This window comes from Lacticaseibacillus camelliae DSM 22697 = JCM 13995 (assembly GCF_001436615.1).
Classification (GTDB): domain Bacteria; phylum Bacillota; class Bacilli; order Lactobacillales; family Lactobacillaceae; genus Lacticaseibacillus; species Lacticaseibacillus camelliae.
On the sequence record NZ_AYZJ01000004.1, the window covers coordinates 1 to 21,542 of the forward strand.

At 52.8% G+C, this 21,542-nt stretch carries 18 protein-coding genes; 6 read left to right on the plus strand and 12 right to left on the minus strand.

Translation table 11 applies throughout. From position 1 onward, the window contains the following. Positions 1-15 precede the first annotated feature (15 nt). From FC75_RS00730 to FC75_RS00750, 5 genes are all read right to left on the minus strand, one after another. Positions 16-336, minus strand: a complete 321-nt coding sequence (locus FC75_RS00730) for a hypothetical protein (protein WP_056988771.1) — start codon at positions 334-336, stop codon at positions 16-18. 117 nt (positions 337-453) lie between these two features. Beyond that, positions 454-2,187, minus strand: coding sequence for a pyruvate oxidase (gene spxB, locus FC75_RS00735; protein WP_056988773.1), 1,734 nt, complete (start codon positions 2,185-2,187; stop codon positions 454-456). Positions 2,188-2,388: 201 nt separating this feature from the next. Beyond that, positions 2,389-3,555: a hydroxymethylglutaryl-CoA synthase gene (locus FC75_RS00740; RefSeq protein WP_054665910.1), complete on the minus strand. Its 1,167-nt coding sequence runs from the start codon at positions 3,553-3,555 to the stop codon at positions 2,389-2,391. Beyond that, positions 3,556-4,788, minus strand: coding sequence for a hydroxymethylglutaryl-CoA reductase (locus FC75_RS00745; RefSeq protein ID WP_056988775.1), 1,233 nt, complete (start codon positions 4,786-4,788; stop codon positions 3,556-3,558). Further along, a complete protein-coding gene (locus tag FC75_RS00750; protein ID WP_056988777.1) occupies positions 4,785-5,963 on the minus strand; it encodes an acetyl-CoA C-acetyltransferase in 1,179 nt (392 codons plus the stop codon). Before FC75_RS00750 ends, FC75_RS00745 begins: the two co-directional genes overlap by 4 nt. A gap of 129 nt (positions 5,964-6,092) precedes the next feature. Here FC75_RS00750 and FC75_RS00755 point away from each other — a divergent pair, with 129 nt between their 5' ends. After that, positions 6,093-6,389 (plus strand): hypothetical protein, encoded by a 297-nt coding sequence (locus FC75_RS00755; protein WP_056988779.1) that lies wholly within the window; start codon positions 6,093-6,095, stop codon positions 6,387-6,389. On the opposite strand, the gene FC75_RS00760 is transcribed toward FC75_RS00755, so the two are convergent. Further along, a complete protein-coding gene (locus FC75_RS00760) occupies positions 6,390-6,950 on the minus strand; it encodes a restriction endonuclease (protein ID WP_056988792.1) in 561 nt (186 codons plus the stop codon). It abuts the gene before it with no gap. A gap of 150 nt (positions 6,951-7,100) precedes the next feature. Between FC75_RS00760 and FC75_RS00765 the strand changes: the two genes are divergently transcribed. From FC75_RS00765 to FC75_RS00780, 5 genes are all read left to right on the plus strand, one after another. Further along, on the plus strand, positions 7,101-7,919 hold the full coding sequence (locus FC75_RS00765; RefSeq protein WP_054665905.1) for an aldose epimerase family protein: 819 nt from the start codon (positions 7,101-7,103) through the stop codon (positions 7,917-7,919). A gap of 11 nt (positions 7,920-7,930) precedes the next feature. Beyond that, complete coding sequence (locus FC75_RS12585) at positions 7,931-8,095, plus strand: hypothetical protein (RefSeq protein ID WP_156314472.1); 165 nt, start codon at positions 7,931-7,933, stop codon at positions 8,093-8,095. 621 nt (positions 8,096-8,716) lie between these two features. Continuing rightward, entirely contained in the window at positions 8,717-9,610 is an 894-nt protein-coding gene (locus FC75_RS00770; RefSeq protein ID WP_056988780.1) for a hypothetical protein, read from the plus strand. 191 nt (positions 9,611-9,801) lie between these two features. Continuing rightward, positions 9,802-10,524 carry an IspD/TarI family cytidylyltransferase gene (locus FC75_RS00775; RefSeq protein ID WP_082623067.1) on the plus strand — a complete coding sequence of 241 codons (723 nt, stop codon included), beginning with the start codon at positions 9,802-9,804 and terminating at the stop codon, positions 10,522-10,524. A 9-nt stretch (positions 10,525-10,533) separates the two neighbouring features. Then, positions 10,534-11,583: an NAD-dependent epimerase/dehydratase family protein gene (locus FC75_RS00780; RefSeq protein WP_056988782.1), complete on the plus strand. Its 1,050-nt coding sequence runs from the start codon at positions 10,534-10,536 to the stop codon at positions 11,581-11,583. 57 nt (positions 11,584-11,640) lie between these two features. Here the strand turns inward: FC75_RS00780 and rfbB are convergent, their stop codons facing one another. From rfbB to FC75_RS00810, 6 genes are all read right to left on the minus strand, one after another. Further along, positions 11,641-12,642 carry a dTDP-glucose 4,6-dehydratase gene (gene rfbB, locus FC75_RS00785; RefSeq protein ID WP_054665305.1) on the minus strand — a complete coding sequence of 334 codons (1,002 nt, stop codon included), beginning with the start codon at positions 12,640-12,642 and terminating at the stop codon, positions 11,641-11,643. Positions 12,643-12,701: 59 nt separating this feature from the next. Then, a complete protein-coding gene (locus tag FC75_RS00790) occupies positions 12,702-14,462 on the minus strand; it encodes a glycerophosphodiester phosphodiesterase (RefSeq protein WP_082623068.1) in 1,761 nt (586 codons plus the stop codon). 125 nt (positions 14,463-14,587) lie between these two features. Then, positions 14,588-17,215 carry a glucosaminidase domain-containing protein gene (locus FC75_RS00795; protein WP_162261088.1) on the minus strand — a complete coding sequence of 876 codons (2,628 nt, stop codon included), beginning with the start codon at positions 17,213-17,215 and terminating at the stop codon, positions 14,588-14,590. A 301-nt stretch (positions 17,216-17,516) separates the two neighbouring features. After that, on the minus strand, positions 17,517-19,649 hold the full coding sequence (locus tag FC75_RS00800) for a GH25 family lysozyme (RefSeq protein ID WP_162261089.1): 2,133 nt from the start codon (positions 19,647-19,649) through the stop codon (positions 17,517-17,519). 412 nt (positions 19,650-20,061) lie between these two features. Next, a complete protein-coding gene (locus tag FC75_RS00805; protein WP_235808681.1) occupies positions 20,062-20,502 on the minus strand; it encodes a GtrA family protein in 441 nt (146 codons plus the stop codon). After that, a partial coding sequence (locus FC75_RS00810) for a DUF6056 family protein (protein WP_235808682.1) occupies positions 20,499-21,542 on the minus strand: 1,044 nt, incomplete at its 5' end. The genes FC75_RS00805 and FC75_RS00810, both read right to left, overlap by 4 nt.

Consider the following 21,542-nt stretch of genomic DNA (forward strand, 5'->3'; position numbering starts at 1 on the left):
CATGGCCTTTTTGGTCTAGTCGCTAAGGTGTTGCACTTGAATTGTAAACTGGGGGCGCCCATTTTGATGCTGATAGCGCACTTTGGCTAAGAAGGTGTGCTGGTAGAGTGCGGTACCAGTTTCGCGTTGGTGCCAGCTAAAACTGCTCCACGACACTGCATTTGGCGTCTTAACGGTCACGTACCGTCCGTCGGTCACTGCTGGCCCTTGTGGCGTTGTCGCCGCAGCTAGGACGCGCTCAGCACTGGGTGTTTGAGTGGCCACGGTCACCCCAACCGCACTCGAAACACTTAGCAGTGCTGTCCCTAGAACTATGACGCGTTTGATGTTTTTCATTATGCACCTCCAAGTGATATGAGCGTATTTTATCACATATTTCGACTCAAAAAATCTCTTAAATCAATAAAAAAGGCGTCTCCGTTTGACGCGGAGACGCCATTGCTAACTAATAGATTATTCTTCGTCCTCTAGAATCTGACGGAACGGGATCAAGCTCTCGGCGTGATACTTCTTAACGAAGGCATCAACGGCGGCCGGATCCTGGGTCTTCTTGTCCAGAACCAGCTGCTCGACTGGAATCGGCCGCAAGTCAGAAATCTTAACGTCGATTACAACGGGACCATCAGCGGCCTTAGCCTTGGCAAAGGCCTCCTTCAGCTCGGCCAGCGTGTGGACCTCAAAGCCGGTCGCACCCAAAGCGGCTGCGGCAGCCCCGTAATCGGCGTCGATCAAATCGACCCCGGAATGCGGCTGCTTGGTGTCATCCTGCTCGGCCTCAATGAAGCCAAGCGACTCATTGGTCAGCACCACGTTGATGATCGGCATGTGGTACTTGACCTGCGTCAGGATGTCCTGCATGACCATCGCAAAACCGCCGTCACCGGAAATCGACCAAACCTGGCGATCCGGGTACTCAGCCTGCGCGCCAATCGCTGCCGGCAGCGCATAGCCCATCGTCGCGTACCAGCCACTGGTGGTGAAGCGCTGGTGCTTGTCGGTGTTCAAGTACCGCATGCCGTTAATGGTGACATTGCCGACGTCGACTTGGAAAATCGCATCGTCGGTGGCCATATCATTGATCTGCTTGAAGACCGGTTCAACGCGCAGCGGCGTCTCATCGTCATCTTCAAACGACTTCATCCAATCGGCCCAGTTCTGCTTGTCTTTCAGCGCCGCCTGGTACCAGCCGGTTTCGGGCTGCTGGTCGATGGCGTCGGTCAAGGCAATGATTGTCTTTTTCGCGTCGGCCAAAATCGGGACATCGACGTGGTGCCGACGACCGAACTTCGCACTGTCGATGTCGACCTGGATGTACTTGGCTTGCGGACCGATGAAGAAGCTCTGGAACGGCATGTCGGAGCCAAGGAACAGGACAGCATCAGTGTTGGATGCGATCTCGATCCCAGGCTTAGAGGCCACCCGGCCTGCCGAGCCCATGTTAGCCTTGTAGGAATCCGGAATGATGCCCTTGCCGAGGGCAGAGGTCAAAATCGGTGCGTGCAGTTTTTCGGAAAGTGCGATGATTTCTTCACGCGCACCTCGCGCCCCGTTGCCGACGTAGAGCAATGGGTGCTTCGCCTCGGTCAGGATCTTGGCCGCAGCCGCGATCTTCTCTGCTGGCGGCTCTGGCAACAGTGGCTTCTGGTAGTCGGCGGCGCGAGAAACATAGTTGTCCTCGATTGGCTGCCAGCCCAGGTCTTTCGGAATCGTGACCACCGCCACCCCGCTTTTGGCGTAGGCCTGCGCAATGGCGTCGTCGATCACGGCAGGCAACTGCTCGGCGGTCATCACGGTGCGATTATAAATGGAAACATCCGCAAACATCGGGTTCTCGTTCATTTCCTGGAAGAAATTGGTGTTCATCGCGCTGGTCGGGACCTGACCCACCAGCGCAAGCAGCGGCACGTGATCCCACTGAGCATCGTACAAACCATTCAGCAGGTGGACAGCGCCAGGGCCGGCTGAACCAAAAGTCACCCCGATCTTGCCCGTGACCTTCGCCTCGCCGACTGCGGCTAAGGCTCCGACCTCTTCGTGGCGCACCTGAATGTAATTCAGGGTGTCCTTGCGGTTGTGAATCGCGTTCATCGTCGAATCGAAAGAGCCACCAGGCAACCCGTATATATTCTTGACGCCCCAACTCTCAATAACCTTCAGTCCAGCGTCTGCTGCATTGATCTTAGTCATGCTCTCGCCTCCAGAATTATTCTACTTACGATTAATAAGTATCAACGTCTTTTAGTATACGCAAACGGCTTACCAAATACAAGCAAATTTAGAAAAACACCGTTAGTCATACTTTAACACAGGTACTGAGCGCGCTTACACCAAACTGTCTCGCCATTCAAAAAGCCGCCCCTCAGGTTGCCCGATAGGCGGCTTAACTCGCTAATTAGCCTGGTACTGGCGCTCCTGGCCAGTGACACCGGTCAGAACAAACGGTCCGGCAAAGTAATTGGGATCCGTGCGGTAATCCGCCTTTGCGTAGGGCACTGCGTCCTGGAAAACCGCTTCATACTCCGCGACGCTCAGCTGACGCCGGGCGTTCAGCGCGCCAATGTGTGCCGCGCCGTGCAGCTGATCCCGATAACCTTCAACCAACGCGCCAGAGAAGAACTCCCCAACGGCACCCGACCCGTACGAAAACAGGCCCAGCAAATCCCCTGCTGCCAAGCTGTCATCATTTTCTAGCAGTGACAGCAGGCCCAAGTACAGCGAGCCCGTGTAAATGTTACCGATGCGCCGGCTGTACTGGATGCTGTGATCAAAATGCAACAGCAGATCTTGTTGCTTAGTGGCGTCCACTTCCGGCAACACTTGCCGCAGGGCCTTGAGCCCCATTTTTGTGTACGGCAGGTGGAAGGTCAACGCCTTAAAATCGCTGAGCGTCCGCCCGGTCGCCTGTTTATACGCGGCCCAGTCCAGCGCGAAGAAGTGCAGATACTGCTCAGTGGAATATTTGCCGCGGGCCAGCGCCTGATCCGTGTACACTGGCCGCCAAAAATCACCGATGTCCTCGGCATGGACCACCGAATCATCATTGATGACCAGGATCCGCGGCTCGGCGCTGATCAGCATCGCCACCGCACCGGCGCCTTGGGTGACCTCACCGGCCGTGTTCAGCCCGTAACGCGCAATATCTGCGGCGATCACCAACGCCTGCCGACGCGGATGCGCGGCAACATAATCGCGCGCCATCATGAGCCCAGCCGTGCCACCGTAACAGGCCTCCTTAATTTCAAGCGTGCGCGCCGTTTCCGGCAGGCCGGTCAGCTTTTGAATAAAAAGCGCCCCGGCTTTGCTGGCGTCAATGCCACTTTCCGTGCCTAGAACAATGAGGCCAAGCCGCGCCGAGTCGATACTGACTTGAATCTGGCGCACTGCCGCGGCCCCCATGGTGACCACGTCCTGACTTGACGGTGGCACCGCCTGCTCGTCTTGACCGATCCCGATGGTGTACTTATCCGGATCAACGCCTCGCGCATTTGCGAGCTGACGCAAATCAATAAAGAATTCGGGACTGTATAACCCGATTTGATCGATGCCAATGTTCATTTAATGCTTCCCCCTTAATTCTTCGAGCACCTTGCGCGCAGACGCCAAGTCGCGTGCTTGCGCCGGCAACCGGTCGGCGACTGCCGCGATTTCATCCCCAGTGGCACCAGCGGCGATGGCGAGTGCTCTGGCTTGCAGCGCCATGTGCCCAGCCTGAATTCCTGGCCCGGCCAGGGCGCGCAGAGCGGCCAAATTTTGCACCAGCCCAAGCGCAGCCAGACTCATCTGAAGGTCTGCGACCGTGCGAATGCCGCCCATGCTTAAGGCCGCCTGCGCCTTGGGCAAGGCTGAAATCGCCCCGCCGACGACTCCCACTGGTAGCGGCAATTTGATGTGGCCAACTAGCTGGCCACCTGCCAGCTGCCAAGTACTAAGCGCTTTGCCTTGGGTATAAGCACCGACCGCCGCAGCCACCGCGCGCGTATCATTCCCAGTGGCGAGCACGGCTGCCTCAACGCCATTCATAATGCCTTTGTTGTGCGTGGCCGCACGCAGCGGATCACATTGAGCCAAGTCGCTCAGCGCGGCAATTTTTTCCGCGATGGTCGCCCCGTTGCCTGGCGCCGTCGCAATCGTACTCGGATCCAGCGTCACCTCGGCGCTCACCAGCTCGCTGCTGCCGTTGGTCAAGATCGCCACCAAGACGGGCTGATCGAGCAAACCAGCGGCGGCTGCGGCCACGGCCTCGGCAATCGTGTTGGCCAAGTTCGCCCCCATCGCCTGACTGGGATCGATCGTCAGTTGCAGGATCAAAAAGCGATCGCGCTGCTCGCAGGTGATCTGCTTTAGACCACCGCCCCGCTTGACCGCCGAGGGATGAGCTGCATTCGCCACCGCAAATAACATCTCACGGTGTTGGTCGATCATCCGACTTGCCGCGTCAAAATCCGCGACGTCATCAAACACGACTTCGGCAATCACGCGGTGCGGCCCAGCAGACGCCTTCACCCCACCGTTCAAGTTAGCCAGGCGGGCGCCGTTGCTAGCGGCGGCCACCACAGAGGGCTCCTCGGTCACCATTGCAAGCTGCCGGACGGTGCCGTTCACCGTGAGGTTACGGACGACACCCAGCGGCAGGGCAAACTGGCCAATCTGGTTCTCGATGAGATTGGCAGCGACGGCATCGTCGAGGCCTTTTTCGGCCAGACAGTCAGCGCCTCGGTTCGACAGTATGCCCTCTTCAATCAGCTGTTGACGCCGAGCCGCAGGCGTTTTTTCATAAAACTTCGTCATGGCCGCGCCACCTGCATGGCCACGCCAATGCCCCCGCCAACGCACAGCGCGGCAACACCCGTGTGCTGATCGCGGTTTTGCAGGGCGTAGAGGAGCGTCACCAGCACGCGCGCCCCTGACGCCCCCAGGGGATGTCCCAGCGCCAGCGCCCCGCCATTGACGTTCAACTTGGCGGCGTCCAGGTCCAGCTCCTTGGCTACCGCAATGCTTTGGGCCGCAAACGCCTCATTGACTTCGAATAGGTCGATGTCATCTAACTGGGTCCCAGTTCGTTTGAGCAGTTTCTCGATCACCCGCTTCGGGGCATAACCCATGAAGTTGGGGTCAATGCCCCCTTCGCTGTAACCGCTGATTGTCGCGAGATAAGGGATGCCTTCCTGCTCGGCCAGGTCCTTGCGCATCAGGACCAGCGCCGCGGCGCCGTCATTGATCCCACTGGCATTGCCGGCGGTCACTGTGCCGTGTTCTTTGAAGGCCGGGCGGAGCTTCGCAAGTTTGGCGAGGCTCGTATCTGGGCGGGGGCCCTCATCTTGGCTGACCACGACCTCGCCGCGCTTCGTCTTCACCGTCACTGGGACAATCTCGTCGGTAAACGAGCCGGTTTGCTGCGCGGCGACGGCCTTCTGGTGCGATGTCAGCGCAAACTGATCCTGCGCCTCTCGCGTCACGCTAAACTGATCCGCCACGTTTTCTGCGGTGATGCCCATCGGAAGACCCGTGAACGCATCGGTCAGCCCGTCGCGCATCACGCCATCGACCATTTCGACATTGCCCAGCGCGTGACCGGCGCGCATTTTCGTTGTGTAGTAAGGCGTCTGGCTCATGCTTTCGGTGCCGCCAACCAATACAATGTCCGCATCACCCAGCAGAATCGCGCTTTGGCCAAGGCGCACCGCCTTGAGCCCTGACCCGCAGACCTCATTGACGGTCATCGCTGAACTCTCCGTGGTCATTCCCGCTTTGAGGGCGATCTGCCGCGCCACGTTCTGCCCGCTATTCGCCTGCAGGACGTTGCCGAACACGGCCTGGTCAATACGCTGCGGGTCGATCCCGGCGCGCGCGATTGCCGCCTTCGCCGCGCAGGTACCCAGGGCGACGGCGGATTCCTGGGCCAACACCCCGTTTAGTTTGCCAATTGGTGTCCGAGCCGCACTGACGATAACCACTTCTGTCATGAGATCGCTCCTTCGATTTTTACTTGAATCCAATTATACACGGCCGCACGCACCCACCGGTTTGGCCTTAAGAAATCTTACAAAATGGCCGACTTCAGGTAGAATAGAGACAGCAAAAGAGGTGGGCCCATGCGCGTGATCGACCTGTTGGCACTATTTGCCGACCAAAATAAAAAAACGCTCGTTCAGCTGCGGGCTGACGGCGTTCAAACCAATCTGGATAAAATTGCAACCGCCGAGATCAACGACGAGCGCCAAGCAATCCTCGTGCCCAAAACCAGTGGCCACCCCCTTCACCTTTGGGAGCTGGCAGTTCTGCTCGACAAGCCGGAGCTGCGGACCCGCTACCTTTACGTTCAGGAAAAGGCCGGCAAACGCCCACTGTTCGGCTTTCAGCAGGTGGCCAATGTCTTGGTGATCAACTGATCAGCTGGGCAAGCGGCGCATCAGGCGCTTGAGGTGCGGGCGGTCAATCAGCATGACCTCCAGCTGATCCGCCAGCTCCTTAGCGGCGTCCGTAAACTCCGAGTTGGTGATCACTGCGGCCTCATCGCACTGGTAGAAGCTGTGCCCGGAATAGGCCTCTTGGACGGCCTTGTTCCCTACTTGCCCCTCGTAACGCTTGCACTGAAAGCCCACGGTTTTCTTTTTCTTCGTGCCAATGATGTCAATGCCCTGATCACCTGAGGCCTTGGTGGTCTTCAGGCGCTTAAACCCGTTTCGCCGCAGGAGGTAGACACAGAACCGCTCAAACTCCTCGCCGTCCATCTGGTCGACTTCCTCCATTTGCAGGTCGCGGAACTGAAAATGATGGTGGTACACCAGCAGCGCGTTAACCCCCACCCAGCCAACAATCAGGATGAAGCTGGCCAGATCAAGATAGCTGCGCCACTGGCTCAAATAGGTCCGGCCGAAAAAAGAATAAACCAAAGCGAGCCCAAACCCGAGCGTTAATAGCCAGTATAGGCGGCGGAAAAAGGTCCGCATGGCCTGAACAAGTCGTTTCAATGAAATCACCTTTCCTAAAGCACTTCCTCAATACTACCAGAAGTGACTAAAGTGCGTGGGCGAATTTTCATTGAATGTTGACCACCAGTTCGGTACCATTAAATGATAGACGAAAGGAAGCGCTCTCTTTTGAAAATCTCCTCTAAAGTGTTCTACCGCCTGGGGTCGGAAAACGTCATGCAGTACTCGCTGCAGAATGATCACCACATGACCCTGAATTTCCTGACGTTCGGTGCGCGGGTGCAGCAGGTGCGCCTGCCCAACCGCGACCAGTTTGACCCCAATCTCAGCATCGGGTTCATCACTTTCCAGGACTACGCAGAAGATCCGGGCCATTTCGGTGCTGTGATTGGCCCAGTGCAAGGGGAAAGCCCTGAACTGCCGCCTGATTCCGGACGCACCGGCTGGCAGAACTACAACTGGGATGCGGAGACCGAGCAGGAAGACGATCACGTCTCAGTCAAGTTCACCCTAACGCTTGGCGACCACCAAGACGGTTTGCCGGGCAGCCGCCGCATCAGCATCGTGCACACACTTGATAACCAGAATCGCTGGACGGTCGACTGGCACATCGAAACGGATACGCAGATTCGAATCCGGCCGCGGCTGAATGTCGCCTTCGCGCTGACCGGCGATCCCGCCCAAAGCGTGATGGATCAGCACTTGCGCCTGGACGCCGAACCGGTGCCGATTCCTGAGCGAACGCTGACCGCCGAGGCCACTCAGGCCTCACTGGTGGCCAACGACTGGGCCTTGACGGTGTCCACTGAAGCCAAGGGGCTGACCGTTGACTCGTTTGCCGACCTCAGCGCCGCCCACTACTTTAACGGCATCACCGGCGCGCCGCACGCTGCGATCGCCATTTATCCAACCACGCCGCTGTTCACGCTGATGCCGGGGGCAGCCTTTGAGCGCCACACCGTGTTTACGCTGCACGCGCTGGCTTAGGTGGTGGGTAAATGAGCCTAACTACGTCTGCTTTACTAGCGCTGGTGCTGCTGGGGGCGCTGACCGGCGCCACTACCTGGCTGGTCAAAAGCCGTATCATCCGGCACATCCTGTTGGTGATTGCCGCCATCCTGGCAATTGCGCTAGTCGCCGTGCTGATCAAAAGCCTCATGTAACCACTCAAAATGCCCTTGAGTCGCACTGGCCGACCCAAGGGCATTTTGCATACTAATCTTAAGCACACAAAGGGCGCCATCCCTTTCGAAATGGTGTCCCCTGCCACCAGGTGTAACCCCGGTGGCCCTTATTGCAGGGTTGCCCCTGCCTGCTATCCTCGCCACGTCACCGCTTTGAGTCGCTTTATTAAGTTAGGAAAAGTGATAGCAGCATCCTGCCATGCGCCCTGGAAGGGCCCTGCGCTTCTCACGCAGTCTTCATCGCCAAACCGATCGGAAGGCTCAGCATGCCTGGTCAACCCTGAAGTACAGGTCGGATCGCCAGGAAGTTTCCGGGTGGTTCTGACGAGGTTGTTCCTTCCTCGCCCTCCCATCATCCGAGACCATTCTCTCACAGAAAGAAAGCGCTGTCAATAAATTGATTGTCTCGATCTTGTAAATTATTTTAAGATTAATTCACATGACTATTTTACGTGTTCAATATTCTCGGTGCGTTAATGAAGATTACCTTTAATTAAGGCAGTTTTGCAAATGCTTGTTAAGATCATCTCAAGCGTATTTTTTTCATTATGTCTGACCCGGGTGTAAACTGACGCCATCAAAGTGAAGGAAGTGTTCTTCATGACTGAAACTAGTGGCTTTTTGCAGGTTGAGGGCTGGGTCATGAACGGGCTCAACCGTTACATGATCGACCCGGCAGGCGACACCGTCCGTCTACCGCTGCTAGTCCTTTACGCTGACCGCTTTTGGAATCGCAATGGCGTGCCCTTGGCCCTCAGCAGCCAACCGATCAGCGTCGAATTCACAGCGGCGCTGGCCCACCAGAAACACGTTTGGACCCTGGGTGAAAGGATCCGCGTCTCCGGTCAAGTCGCGGCCATCAACGTCACTCGGGCCTCACAGCAAAAAGCAGTGCAACGGGTGCGCCAGCGCATTGTCACCCTTGACCGTAACGAACTTGCACATTTTTGGACTGGGATGCTGAGACGTGACGACCAACTCGCGCGCGTCACTAATTTCCGCAACCAGTACCTCGCAGGGAAGATTGGCCTGAACAGGTTGCAAAATGAGGAAAATCGGATTTTCAGCCGCGAACGCCACGTCTGGTTAGTGCAACTGGCAATCGTTCACGACAAGCAGCTCGCGATTCGCCGGCAAGCCGCACCAACGCTACTGGCAAACAGCCGCCCGGCCTATTTATTGAAAAATTCTTCTTTGCTCTCGCACGCTGTCAGCGGTCGGGCGCGCGTGGCGTGGCTGGAGGCCCCAAACCACTCAGCCCGCGGTGGGGTAAGATCCGTATTTCGGGCCACCCCTCGCCAGCCGGTGGTCGAGCGCAAGCTGATCAAGGACCAATACAATCGAGCCGAATTGCTGGTCCCACTCGAGCGGTTCCGCAAAAACTGGTTGAAAGCAGGTCGGCCAGTTGACTGGCTACCCAGCGTGCCAGCTGATCTGCGGGACAAGCAGGCGGAATGGCTCGAGTACGAGGCCAATAAGAGGGTGAAGGTTTAACTTCTGACACGATCACCTGCGAATCGGATCAAACCAACCTCGTGTGATTTGGTGACCAGAGCACTGACGCTTTTCAAACATTCGGTTACGACTGGCTGCATGATTGGTCTGTCTCCTGAGAAAAACCCGCGGATAGGGTATAATAATAGACGTTAAACTGATTGTTATCACCCAATTCAGGAGGTCATCACGTGAATATTGCAGTCATTATCGCCGGCGGTTCCGGCCACCGCATGGGCCAAGAAATCCCCAAGCAATTTATCAACGTCTACGACAAGCCAGTACTGATCTACACGCTAGAGAGCTTTCAGAAGCACCCGCAGATCGATGCCATCGAAGTGGTTTGCATCGACGGCTGGCAAAACGTGGTTCAGGCTTACGCCAAGCAGTTCAATATCACTAAACTCAAGTGGATCGTCACCGGTGGCAATAGTGGCCAGGAGTCGATTCGCAACGGCGTTTATAACCTCGAAGATAAGGCTTCAGCTGACGACACCATTATCATCCATGACGGGGTGCGGCCACTGGTCGACGATGAAGTGCTCACGGATGTCATCGTGAAGTGCCAGCAGTATGGCAATGCAGTCACCTCAATGCCTTACAACGAACAGATCTTCGTCATCGATAAGGATGACCCTTCCACTACGACGCAGTACATCCCCCGCGAGACGCTGCGCCGGGTTTCAACGCCTCAGGCCTACAAGTTCAAGACGCTCGACGACCGCTATCACGAGGCATTTGAGAAGAACATTGGAATCGAGGGCTCAAACTACACCAACACCATGATGGTTCAGCTCGGTGAAAAGCTCCACTTCGCTGCGGGCTCTGATATGAACATTAAACTGACAACAAAAGAAAATCTGGAAATGTTCAAAGCTTACCTCAACCTCGACAAAGACACCTGGTTAAAGTAGGAGGGCGCAATGCTTGATCATTCACTCTACCGCGAGGACGTGGACGCTGTCACGGGACTAGCGCTGCCTTGGCAAAAGCTGGCAAATAAATCAATTCTCATCACTGGCGCCAGCGGTTTGATTGGCAGTTTTCTGGTTGATGTACTCATGCAGAAAAATTTGCATGAGAATCTCAATCTGCAAGTCTTTGCACTAGGACGCAGCGAAGAACACGCCAAAGCTAAGTTTGGTGCCTACTGGGCCGATCCCCGGTTCACGTTTGTCAGCCACGACGTCAACAAGCCCATGACCGATTTAGCCCTTGGCCAAGTGGACTTCGTTTTACACCTTGCAAGCAACACGCATCCACGGGCCTATGCCACTGATCCCATCGGGACGATTACCGCCAACATCATTGGCACCCAGAACCTGCTTGATTTCGCCGTTGCCCATCACAGCGAACGCTTCGCCTTTGCCTCGTCTAACGAGATCTACGGCGAAAACCGAGGCGATGTCGACCTGTTTGATGAAGACTATTGTGGCTATCTGAACTCCAATACTTTACGCGCGGGTTACCCTGAGTCAAAGCGCGCCGGCGAAGCGCTATGTCAAGCCTACAAGACGCAAAAAGGGCTGGATGTCGTCATCCCTCGCCTCACCCGCACTTATGGCCCAACAATGGCCAGCTCAGACTCAAAGGCCATTGCTCAGTTTCTGGAAAACGGCCTTACCAAGCAGAATATCGTCTTAAAGAGCAAAGGGACGCAACTTTATTCGTTCACCTATGTTGCCGATGCCGTCTCTGGTCTGCTTACCGTACTGCTCCAAGGTCTCAGCGGCGAGGCATATAACATTGCGGATCTTGACTCAAACGTCACCCTTCGTGACCTCGCTCAAACCATTGCCGACGCAGCAGGGACAAAGGTCGTTTTCGATTTGCCAGACGCAACCGAAAAAGCCGGCTTCAGCAAGGCCACAAAGGCTTTACTGGACCCGGCAAAACTACAGGCTTTAGGCTGGCATGCTCAGTTCGGCATGACAACTGGGATCGCTCACACATTGAAGATCCTCGCAAAGTAGGCTCATGTTTTCTAACAACGGTACCGGTCAGCAAATGGCCGGTGCCGTTTTTCTGTACTACTGATCATGCTGCGCGTACCGCGCCTCCACTGCCCGCTTTTGATTCTGCCACCAGTCGCAATGCTGTTGATACCAGTCAATCGTCTGCGCTAACCCACCCTTAAAGTCTGTGTGCAAAGGTGTCCATCCCAGTTCACGCCGAATTTTAGACGCATCGATTGCGTAGCGTGCGTCATGGCCAGGCCGATCAGCAACGTAGTCAAAGGCATCACTGGGTTGCCCCATCAACTGCAACAACGTTTCGACCACCTCAAGGTTGGAATGCTGCTCATCTGCGCCAATCAGGTAGGTTTCACCAATGTGGCCACGGGTGATGATTGCCCAAATTGCACGTGAATGGTCCTCAACATGGATCCAGTCGCGAACATTTTTGCCACTGCCATACAATTTTGGCCTGCGTCCGCTCAAAATGTTGGTGATCTGCCGCGGAATGAACTTCTCGATGTGCTGGTACGGGCCATAGTTATTCGAACAATTGGAAATAGTGGCCCGAACGTGAAACGAGCGCACCCAGCCCTGAACCAACATATCGCTGGCGGCCTTCGTTGCCGAGTAGGGACTTGAAGGCGCATAACGGCTGCTGGTCGTAAATTTGGCTGACTTCGGCTCCAGCGGCAACTGACCGTATACTTCATCAGTAGAAACATGATGGAACCGAACTTGATACTTTCGCGCCGCCTCAAGCAGTGTGTATGTCCCAATCACGTTACTCTGTAAAAACTCCTTGGGGTGAACTAAGGCGTTATCGTTGTGACTTTCTGCGGCAAAATGGACACAAACATCGGTCTGACTCATCAAGGTATCGACCAGGCTTTCGTCGGTAATATCCCCCACGACCAGCCTCACACGCGCTTTTAGTAAGCCTGTCAAGTTCACCCGATTGCCCGCGTAGGTCAGCTTATCAAGAATCGTGATGGCAACGTCCGGATGGTTTATATAGACATACCGAACAAAGTTGGCGCCAATAAAGCCTGCCCCACCGGTAATCAACAGTTTCATTATGCCTTACCTCCTCATGGCTCAGTCGGCGGAACCGCATGAATGTTTATCTCCCACTGTCACTGAATACTTAGTTGGCTGGGTGTTACAGAATCGGATTCAATGTATGTAACCCCTTCGGCCTTAAGTTCAGAAGCACGATCAACGTTGTTCACCCCATAAACATGCACCGGAATACCATCTTTTGTGGCTTCTGCAATGATTGCCGGCGTAACTTGGGTGTCGGCAATTGTCAGCAGTGAGTGCTGGTATGTGCGCAGTTCAGCCAAAGTCTGCCTAATGCCGGCTTGAGCAGAGTATAGCCAAGTTATCCTGGCATCTGGATATCTGGTCATAAAAGTCTTCCGAAGAGTCGCATTCGACAGGACGAAGAATGAACTGGCGTAAATATTATCAGCCTTTAGTTTAGCCACCACATGATCGGTAAAAGCCTGATCTGCCCAGTTTTCCTTAGAGCCATCTAAGTTCACAAACAATCCGTCTGCTGCCGCTGCATCGATGGCTTGATCAAAGGTTGGGACTCGGAGTGTTTGCCCCACAAGTGCTGGATAACCTGAGACATTCAGTGTAGTTGCTTCAACCTGTGCTAATGTCAGACTCGCGACTTTGCCCGTTCCATTTGTCGTGCGATCAATCGTGTCATCGTGCATCAGGACATACTGATGATCTTTGGTTTCTCGAATGTCCATCTCAACTATGCCGTAACCGGCATCCTTTGCAGCAGTGATCGCCGCAAGAGAATTTTCAGGCGCCACCGCATGGTCCCCGCGATGCGCAGACATGGCAAACCCAGGCGCCACATGAACAGCATTAGCAGATAAAGCGGCCGCGTTGACATACCCAAGCCAATGCCCGGCCTGATATACCGAGTAATAGGTCCCCCCGTTCAAATGGTGGTACATGCCATTGATGGTGACCGCTTGGCCGATATAAGCACTGGTATTCTTAACATTCCCGGAAAAAAGCCGCGGCCAAAATGGGTACCCCACCTTTGCCACAATCATCGTTTCGTGGTGGGCCAGCCATGCGCCTTGCGCACTGCCGACGGTTTTCACCGCGCGTGCATCGAGATAGCCCACCCACTGAATTTTTTCATTGTATAAAGAATAATAGGTTTGGCCATCTGTGGGCTTATATTCACCTGTTACGTGAAAGGTTTGTTGGTATAAGTTCTTCGCGTCAGTGTGTAAGCCAGCAAAATTTTTCATCAATGGATACGCAGAATTAGTCACTGTTGCGTAAAAATTTGTCTTAAGCCAGTTGCCTTGGGGCCCAGCCACCACCTTGGTGGCGACCTGATTGATGTACCCTTGCCATTGTCCATCGCTGGTGTACAAGGAAAGATAAGTGGCCCCATTGGCCGCACGATAGTATCCCGTGGCATGGTAAGTCTGCTGATAGTGCGCCGAACTGCTGCTGTTCTGGCTACCGAAAAAGCTTAGCCAAAGGGGATAACCTTTTTTGATCAGGCTCACATATTTATTTGTCCTGTGCCAAAGGCCCTGCATCCCTGGCGCCACAGTGGTCGCGCGCGAGTTGACATAGCCGTACCATTTGCCTGCGGTAGTATAGAGCGAATAATAATGGCTGCCGTTACTATGGTCATATCGACCCTTTGCAAGAAATGTCTGGTCGATCAGCGCCCGCGTTGACTGTTTCTTGCGCCAAGTAAAGCTGCTGTATGTGTTGTAATTCTTGCTGATCACCGTGACGTAATGACCATCCGCGTGATATGAGCCCTGTGGTTTGGCCGCCCCCATACCCGCTATTCCTAGTGCAATCAGAAGTGGAACCAACCATGTCCGAGTATTTTTATTCATAAATGAAATGACTCACTTTCTTTATCGATACGCCTAGGTTCTATTATAGCCATCCAGCTCAAACAAAAAGAAGAACCGTCGTGACGATTCTTCTCCTCAATTAGAGGCCAGAGTGACTGCAATCATCACTCGTAGTCCAAGGCCGTTAAATTGTATTTGGTGATCAGGTTTTTCAAAGCGGTCCCGTAAGCAGGATTCGTTGCCCACGAGCCTAAACCGTTCACAGCGGTTAAGCCATTTTGGGCATTTTCTCGCCATGTGCCTTGATAGGTATCACCTGTGCGGATCTTCGCTGCGTAGTCGGTCGCGGAGTCCGTAAGAGAATTGTACTTCCTGAACGTACCAGGCAGTTGAACGGTTTGACCGTCAACCACCTCAGGCGAGGTCACGGTTGTCGTGGCGCCTGTCCAGCCACTGCCGGCCTTGATGCCAAAATAATTGTCCGCCTGCTGCGACAACGCACTCGTGCCCCAGCCTGTCTCTTCAATAGCTTGCGCAGCCATTACAGAGGCATAAAGGTTATTTTTGTCGGCCACAGGGACTACCGCCGCCGTTACTTGAGAAAGAAATGACTGTTGAGCTGGCGTCAAGTGACTGGTCTGAAGCTGGCCACCACTGACAGTTAAGGTGCCGGCTTTCGCGTTCAGATAGCCCAGCCACTTACCGCTGGTGGTGTAAACCGAGTAGTAAACCGCGCCGTTCACGTGGTGATACATGCCATTGATTTTCAGTGAAGCATGGCCTTTAGAACTGATTCCATGAGCAAAGCTGAAGGAGGACCAGATAGTGTAGTTTGGACTGACTCCCTGAAGAAAGCCGCCTTGCGCTTGCCATGGGCCCTGAGGGTTGTTAGAGACGGTCACAGCATCCGGCTTAACGTAGCCGAGCCACTGCCCATTTTGACGGTACAGGGACAGATAAAGGCTACCATCAAAGGCGTGATACTCACCAGTAGCTTTAAACGTATTCCCGTATTCGGAATTCGTCGTCGTTGCAGGCTGACCAGTCCATCCCTGATACAACGGCTGATTGTTCTGAGTGAGGGTGACATACTTGTCTGCCTTCAACCAGACACCTTGTGGACCGGCAGCGTTGGAGACCCCGTTGGCATTGATATAGCCTTGCCAAGCGCCAGTGGCATCGTACAGCGACAGGTAAGTACCGCCATTGAGGTGATGGTACTCGCCGGTCACATGATAGGTCTTGTCATAAAGATTGCTGATTGGCTGCTTAACGTGCCAATCAAAACCGGAGTATACCGAATAGCCGGTATGCGTGACCGTGACATAGCGATCCGCCGAGATCTTCGCACCCTGCGCGGAGGTCACAACCGTCCCAGCGTTGGCATTTACGTAGCCAATCCACTTGCCTTTGGCATCCGTTACTGAGTAGTATACCGAACCGTTCGCATGATGGTACATTCCAGTCACTGTCAACGCTGCATACTTGCCAGTGCTGGTGCCGCGTTTGAAGTCAAACGATGACCAAATAGTGTAATTCTTGCTGGTCAAATTCAGGTAACCGTTCTTCTTCTGCCAAGCCCCCTGAGCGCCTTTCGCAACGCTGACGCTTTCAGGCTTGACGTAACCCAGCCATTGGCCATTTTGGCGATAAACCGACAGATACCGCACCCCTGCGAAGGTGTGGTACTGACCTGCCACCTTGAAGGTCTGGCCCACTTCGGCCGTGGTGCTGCCAGACGCCTGACCGGAAAAGTCACGGTAAATCGGCTGGTCGGCCTGTGTGAATGTCGCATACTCAGATGCCTTCATCCATGCGCCTTGCGTCCCCGGGGCCTTAGCAACGCCATTGGCATTGATGTAACCTTGCCAGGCACCATTTTGATCATATAACGACAAATAGGTACTACCGTTCTTATGGTGATACAGCCCGGTCACGTGATAGGTATTTTGATACAAATTACTGATGGGTTGCTTAATCTTCCACCCAAAGTTCGAGTAAACAGGATAGCCCGTGTGGGTCACGGTTACATACTCATCCGCGGCCACTTTCTTACCCTGAAGCGGTCCACGCGGCGCAGGCATCGATGGATCATTGGCATAAATTTTGACCAGATCCAGGAATTCGTTCAGTGAATAATGCCACTTTTTCAAGTAGCCATCCGGATCAGTATGATCGGTACCACCCAAATAATGAGACACATCGGCATGTGTCCACAGACCGCCCAGTCCGTAGTTATAACGTGCCAACGTCAGCGGGATTCCGTAATACTTTGCAAGGTATGCAGTGTACCACGCCGCGTTATTGATAGATTTCGCAAAGGCCGTGCGATTCTTGGCTGTCACCAGTTCAAACTGAACAAACCGCGCATTGGCCTTAGGGCCTGCGCCCCAGCACCCATAGTCAGTATCATGAATGTTCAAGATTGTTTTGTCATCAATGAACGTATGGACAAAGGCCGTCTGCCAACCGTAGTTAATTTCGTAGTCGGCGCCTTCTCTAGCAAGATAACTGTCCTTATCGTCAGTTTGGTGAAAAACGATCCCGTTTGGTAAGCCATCCGACGTCTTGTAAGGAAAAATCTCAAACTTGTGTAGTTCCTTCGTGATGGCCGGTGTTTGAAATCCCTGCTGGGCAATGTATGTGTTGATTGACGACTGCACGTGCAACTGACCCGTGGTGATTCGCGCCGCCGCGACATCAACCGGCTGCTGCATCGCCACCTCTGCAGTAAGAACCGAAGAGGCAATAAACACACTCCCCCAGAACACCTTGGACCTTGATATACTCATTATTCCAACCCACCCCATTTTCCAATCCTAAAAATTGCTATAAATTTAAAGCTTTATTGTAATACTATCCACTTAAATAACATGAATCAACCCTACCGCCGAATTGACACACATTCGAAATATTATCGATAAAAAAGACAACCCCGTTAGCCTTAGCCAACAAAACTGTCCTACAGATGTGAGATGGTTCTTATTCGGTTGTAAATAGCACATCCGGGCCAGTCGTCCTGCCATCTTAATGATGAGAACAGGTTGAACAGTGATCTACAGAAGCAGCGTTTGCGCCTTCTAATAGTCACTATTATCGAACGACTTCAACCCCATTTGCATTCATGTAGCCGTACCAAGCACCGCTGTTGTCATAGAGCGAAAGGTAGGTGCTGCCATTGAAGTGATAATATTTCCCCGTCGACTTGAAGGTCCGACCATACACAGAACTACCGGTATGACGCACGGACCAGTTCCAATTAGAATACAAAGGATAACCAACATGCGTCACCTTCACGCGGCGATTATCTGCGAACCATGGTCCTTGCTGGCCACTACCGACCTCGACAGCGTTGGCATTGATCCATCCGGCCCATATCCCATTGACATCGTAAAGTGACAGATACGTGCCGCCGTTAATATGATGATAAATCCCCGTGGAGTGGAACGTTTGATGATAAACCGAACTGCCAGTATGGATGATGGCCCAATTCCAAGAACTATACAGCGGATAGCCAGTATGAGTCACCGTGACATATCGATTATCAGGCTGCTTCGGCCCTGCAGCCGTGGTTTGAAAGCTTCCTGCCTTCGCATTCAGGTAACCTTTCCAGGCGCCTGTGTTAGGATCGTAAACCGAGTAGTAGACAGAACCGTTAGCGTGGTGGTACATGCCGTTGACGCGAAGATACTTGCCCTTGGTGGTTTTAACACCTTTGGTAAAATTGAAGCTGGACCAAATCGTGTCAGCACTAGAATTCGCCATCAAATAGCCTGATTTTGCTTGCCAAAGCCCTTGCTGGCCACTGGCGACCGAGACAGCGTTCGCATTGACATAACCCATCCAAGCACCAATGCCATTGTAAAGCGACAGATAAGTCGCCCCATTGAAATGATGATAGATGCCTGTCGAATGATAGGTGTTCTGATAAACGCTGCTGCCTGAATGTCTCACATCCCAAGCAAAACTGCTGTAAAGCGGGTACCCACTGTGGGTAAAGGTCACATACCGATCATCGGCGAAATGAACGCCTTGCTGGCCCCCCGAAACGTCCACGCCTTTTACGTTAATGTACCCCTGCCAACGGCCGCCATTATCATAAAGAGACAGGTATGTACTTCCATTTTGGTGATGGTATTGGCCAGTGGCGTGGTATGTTTTGTGATAAACGTTACTGATTGGCTGCTTCACAGTCCAATTAAAATCGCTGTACAGCGGATAGCCAGTGTGAGTGACCGTGACATACTGATTATCGGCGATCCACGGTCCTTGTGCCGCCACGGTACTTGACCCTTTCAGCAAGCCTTGATAGTCATGCGAGACATCAACCATTCCACTGGTCGAACCACCTGGGATCTGCGCGCTGCTGGAGAACTGCCATGCCCCATAACTGGTGTCCCAAAGTGAACTGGCGCTTGGCGTGTCTGGATACTGTGCGTACCAGGTTTTGGCACTTCCAACACTGGCAATGGCGGTTGCGCTTTCGGCATAACCACCACCGGTGTAGACGCCATGATTCCTGTAACCCGCCGCGTTCAGGGCTGACCAATAGTTCGTCAAATCCGCTGCCGGCACAGAATTTTCTTCGATATCCGCAAAAATCAAAGTAGCCTTACTCAGGCCCAAGCCTTCCATCGCAGACGCAGTATATCTCGCTTCCGCTTGCGCCTGGCTAGCTGAGGTGAACCGAATATAATCATAAACATCGACCTTCAGTCCCGCGGCTTTCGCATAAGCAATTTGAGTCTTAGCAGCTGAGTTCGTATAACTACTGCCCTCAGTTACCTTGACGATCACCGTACTAACGCCAAGACGTTTTAGCTTGGTAAAGTCTGCCTGCGTCATCCAGTCCTGATAAGACGAGACGTCAACAGCATCAACCCTGGGAATACTGCTTGAGCCGATTTGAACGGTGGCAACTGTGGCATCAGTCAAAATGATCTCCTGAGTCCGGCCCGTCTTCATGCGATCCGCTGTTGCGACCTGCTGAGCCACTTTGACCCATTCCGACACACTTGCTTCAGGCATACTAGCAGGCATCCGCAAATAGTGGAGGCTGCTTGTTGACCCACTCGAATCGATACTGGCCTTTAACGCTTCGTCTGTCAGCACCCCACCCATGGTGTGATTTTGACTATCATTTTGCTGATTATTGGCGTGCATATTCAAGTCAAACACCGATAGTGTCTTCTCGACACCTGCACCGGCGTCTGTGACGGTGGTCATAGTGCTGGTGTCAGCCTGAACAGGCTGCCCAATAAGAAATCCAGCCGCTACCAATAAAAAAAGACCGGCTAATTTCATGTCCATCCGTCTTACCTGCTTGAGATCGTTATTCAAAGTTATTCTCTCCCTCGAATTGCACGTAAAAATACAACTGACTAGATTTTAAATCATACACGTGTATTCAAGTAAAGTGTTATATTATTCACGATTGTGATTAAACGGTAACATAAAACCAGTCATAAGCCCTTGGTTCTCATCAGCGAGCTTCAGCATGCACAAGAAATGATCTATTCATCATAAAGGTTCGTACACTTCATTATCCATAAAAGCTACCTAATAATTCCATCCTTTTTTGATCCTTTTAGCTTTCAGCCGGCTGGAATAGCCTTGTGAATCTTGCAAAGCAGTATGCCTAGTTATCCGTCGGCTTATTCTTAAAGATGACAAACTTACTGAAAGCATAATTAGCGACGACAATCGCAAACTGTGTCAGCAGCTTTGACAGTCCCTCTCCCATCCCAAGAATCGTGATAAAAAGAAACATGAAGCCATAGTCTATCCCTAGACTCAGCACCCGCGCAAAAATAAACTTTGAGAATTCCCATAACAGTGCCTTTATGGTGCCCGTATGAGAATTAAAAACCCAGAGTTTGTTCGTGACAAATGCGAAAAGTACCGAAAGAACCCAGGCAACAAAATTGGCGATCCACCAACTCATTCCCGCGTGAGTCGCCACCACGAATGTCACAATATTAACAAGTGTTGTCAGCCCACCAAAAAAGACGTAGGTAAAGATGTCCCACAACTTTTTTCGTTCAAGCCACGCCTTGCCTCTTGATATCAGTGTTTTCACTTTTTCTCCTCAATCTGTTGACGGTATTCAGCATAATCTGGCGTCTGTGGAAAAATGACCTTAATCCGTTTCGGAATATGGTAAAAATTCTTGAATCGCGCGTTCCAAGTTGGTTCGTTGGTACTAGTTTTCCACACAAACTGCTTATTCGGTAAATCTGGCAATCTAAGAACCTTTTGGTTTGTCTCAATTGCTCGATCAATCATCCGTTGTCGATTAATCTGCCCGTAATATGAATAAGAAAAAGTGAGAAGATAGAATAACATTGCAGTCAGTGCAACACTATTACCAAGTGTACCAAGCATCGGCTGCCAATGGGGCTTGCGCTCGGCCACTGCAAGCAGCAGCAAAAGCTCAAGCAGTACCCAAAAAATAAAGGTCCCATAAAACGACCGCGGTCCTATTGGATCAGCCATCAGCAAGGGCGCTGAAACGGCACCAATTGAAATCGTAACAATCAAACCGAGCCGCAGCTTGACCCCCTCTAGACACTTAAAGATGAGTTCAAGTAAGGCCAGAAAATACACGATCGTGAAAGCAATCAACAGATAGCCGGTTAAAACAGCAGATCCAAATTGCATCTTGCCGTAGAAAAATAGAACATAGACGGGGTATGCGCTGACCAGCCACCAACTGATCCAATCCTTATATGATTTGGTGTCCTTCTTGCCCAGAAAAAGGGCACCCAAGGTAAATGCAACAAGTAGCAGTAACCACGCATAATTCGTAAACATGTTGGGAATCATGACACTGTAAATTTTTTGAACCAAGTAAGTGAAACTGAACGAAATTTTCTTATAGCCATCCGTATTTTCCGCGGCGTTCATATATGCAGGATTAATGAACATCAGCAGAGCACCAATCAGACTCGTCGCAAGGACCATCCAATGCCATGGCGCCACGTGCTCATGAGCAATTAAAGCATCCAAGATAAGACCCACACTGAAAAGCACCATAAAGATTGTTATATTCTCGCTAAAAAATTCCCCCAGTTTACAATTCAAGTGCAACACCCTGACGACTAGACCAGAAAGGCCATG

What these genes read in the sequence shown, in the direction of transcription:
- rfbB (WP_054665305.1), bottom strand. Translation starts at nt 12,642, where the DNA reads ATGAAACTGTTGATTACCGGTGGGGCAGGCTTTATTGGCGCCAACTTT.
- FC75_RS00740 (WP_054665910.1), bottom strand. Translation starts at nt 3,555, where the DNA reads ATGAACATTGGCATCGATCAAATCGGGTTATACAGTCCCGAATTCTTT.
- FC75_RS00760 (WP_056988792.1), bottom strand. Translation starts at nt 6,950, where the DNA reads ATGCGGACCTTTTTCCGCCGCCTATACTGGCTATTAACGCTCGGGTTT.
- FC75_RS00780 (WP_056988782.1), top strand. Translation starts at nt 10,534, where the DNA reads ATGCTTGATCATTCACTCTACCGCGAGGACGTGGACGCTGTCACGGGA.
- FC75_RS00795 (WP_162261088.1), bottom strand. Translation starts at nt 17,215, where the DNA reads ATGAGTATATCAAGGTCCAAGGTGTTCTGGGGGAGTGTGTTTATTGCC.
- FC75_RS00770 (WP_056988780.1), top strand. Translation starts at nt 8,717, where the DNA reads ATGACTGAAACTAGTGGCTTTTTGCAGGTTGAGGGCTGGGTCATGAAC.
- FC75_RS00790 (WP_082623068.1), bottom strand. Translation starts at nt 14,462, where the DNA reads ATGAATAAAAATACTCGGACATGGTTGGTTCCACTTCTGATTGCACTA.
- FC75_RS00755 (WP_056988779.1), top strand. Translation starts at nt 6,093, where the DNA reads ATGCGCGTGATCGACCTGTTGGCACTATTTGCCGACCAAAATAAAAAA.
- FC75_RS00800 (WP_162261089.1), bottom strand. Translation starts at nt 19,649, where the DNA reads ATGACCACCGTCACAGACGCCGGTGCAGGTGTCGAGAAGACACTATCG.
- FC75_RS00750 (WP_056988777.1), bottom strand. Translation starts at nt 5,963, where the DNA reads ATGACAGAAGTGGTTATCGTCAGTGCGGCTCGGACACCAATTGGCAAA.
- FC75_RS12585 (WP_156314472.1), top strand. Translation starts at nt 7,931, where the DNA reads ATGAGCCTAACTACGTCTGCTTTACTAGCGCTGGTGCTGCTGGGGGCG.
- FC75_RS00730 (WP_056988771.1), bottom strand. Translation starts at nt 336, where the DNA reads ATGAAAAACATCAAACGCGTCATAGTTCTAGGGACAGCACTGCTAAGT.
- FC75_RS00745 (WP_056988775.1), bottom strand. Translation starts at nt 4,788, where the DNA reads ATGACGAAGTTTTATGAAAAAACGCCTGCGGCTCGGCGTCAACAGCTG.
- spxB (WP_056988773.1), bottom strand. Translation starts at nt 2,187, where the DNA reads ATGACTAAGATCAATGCAGCAGACGCTGGACTGAAGGTTATTGAGAGT.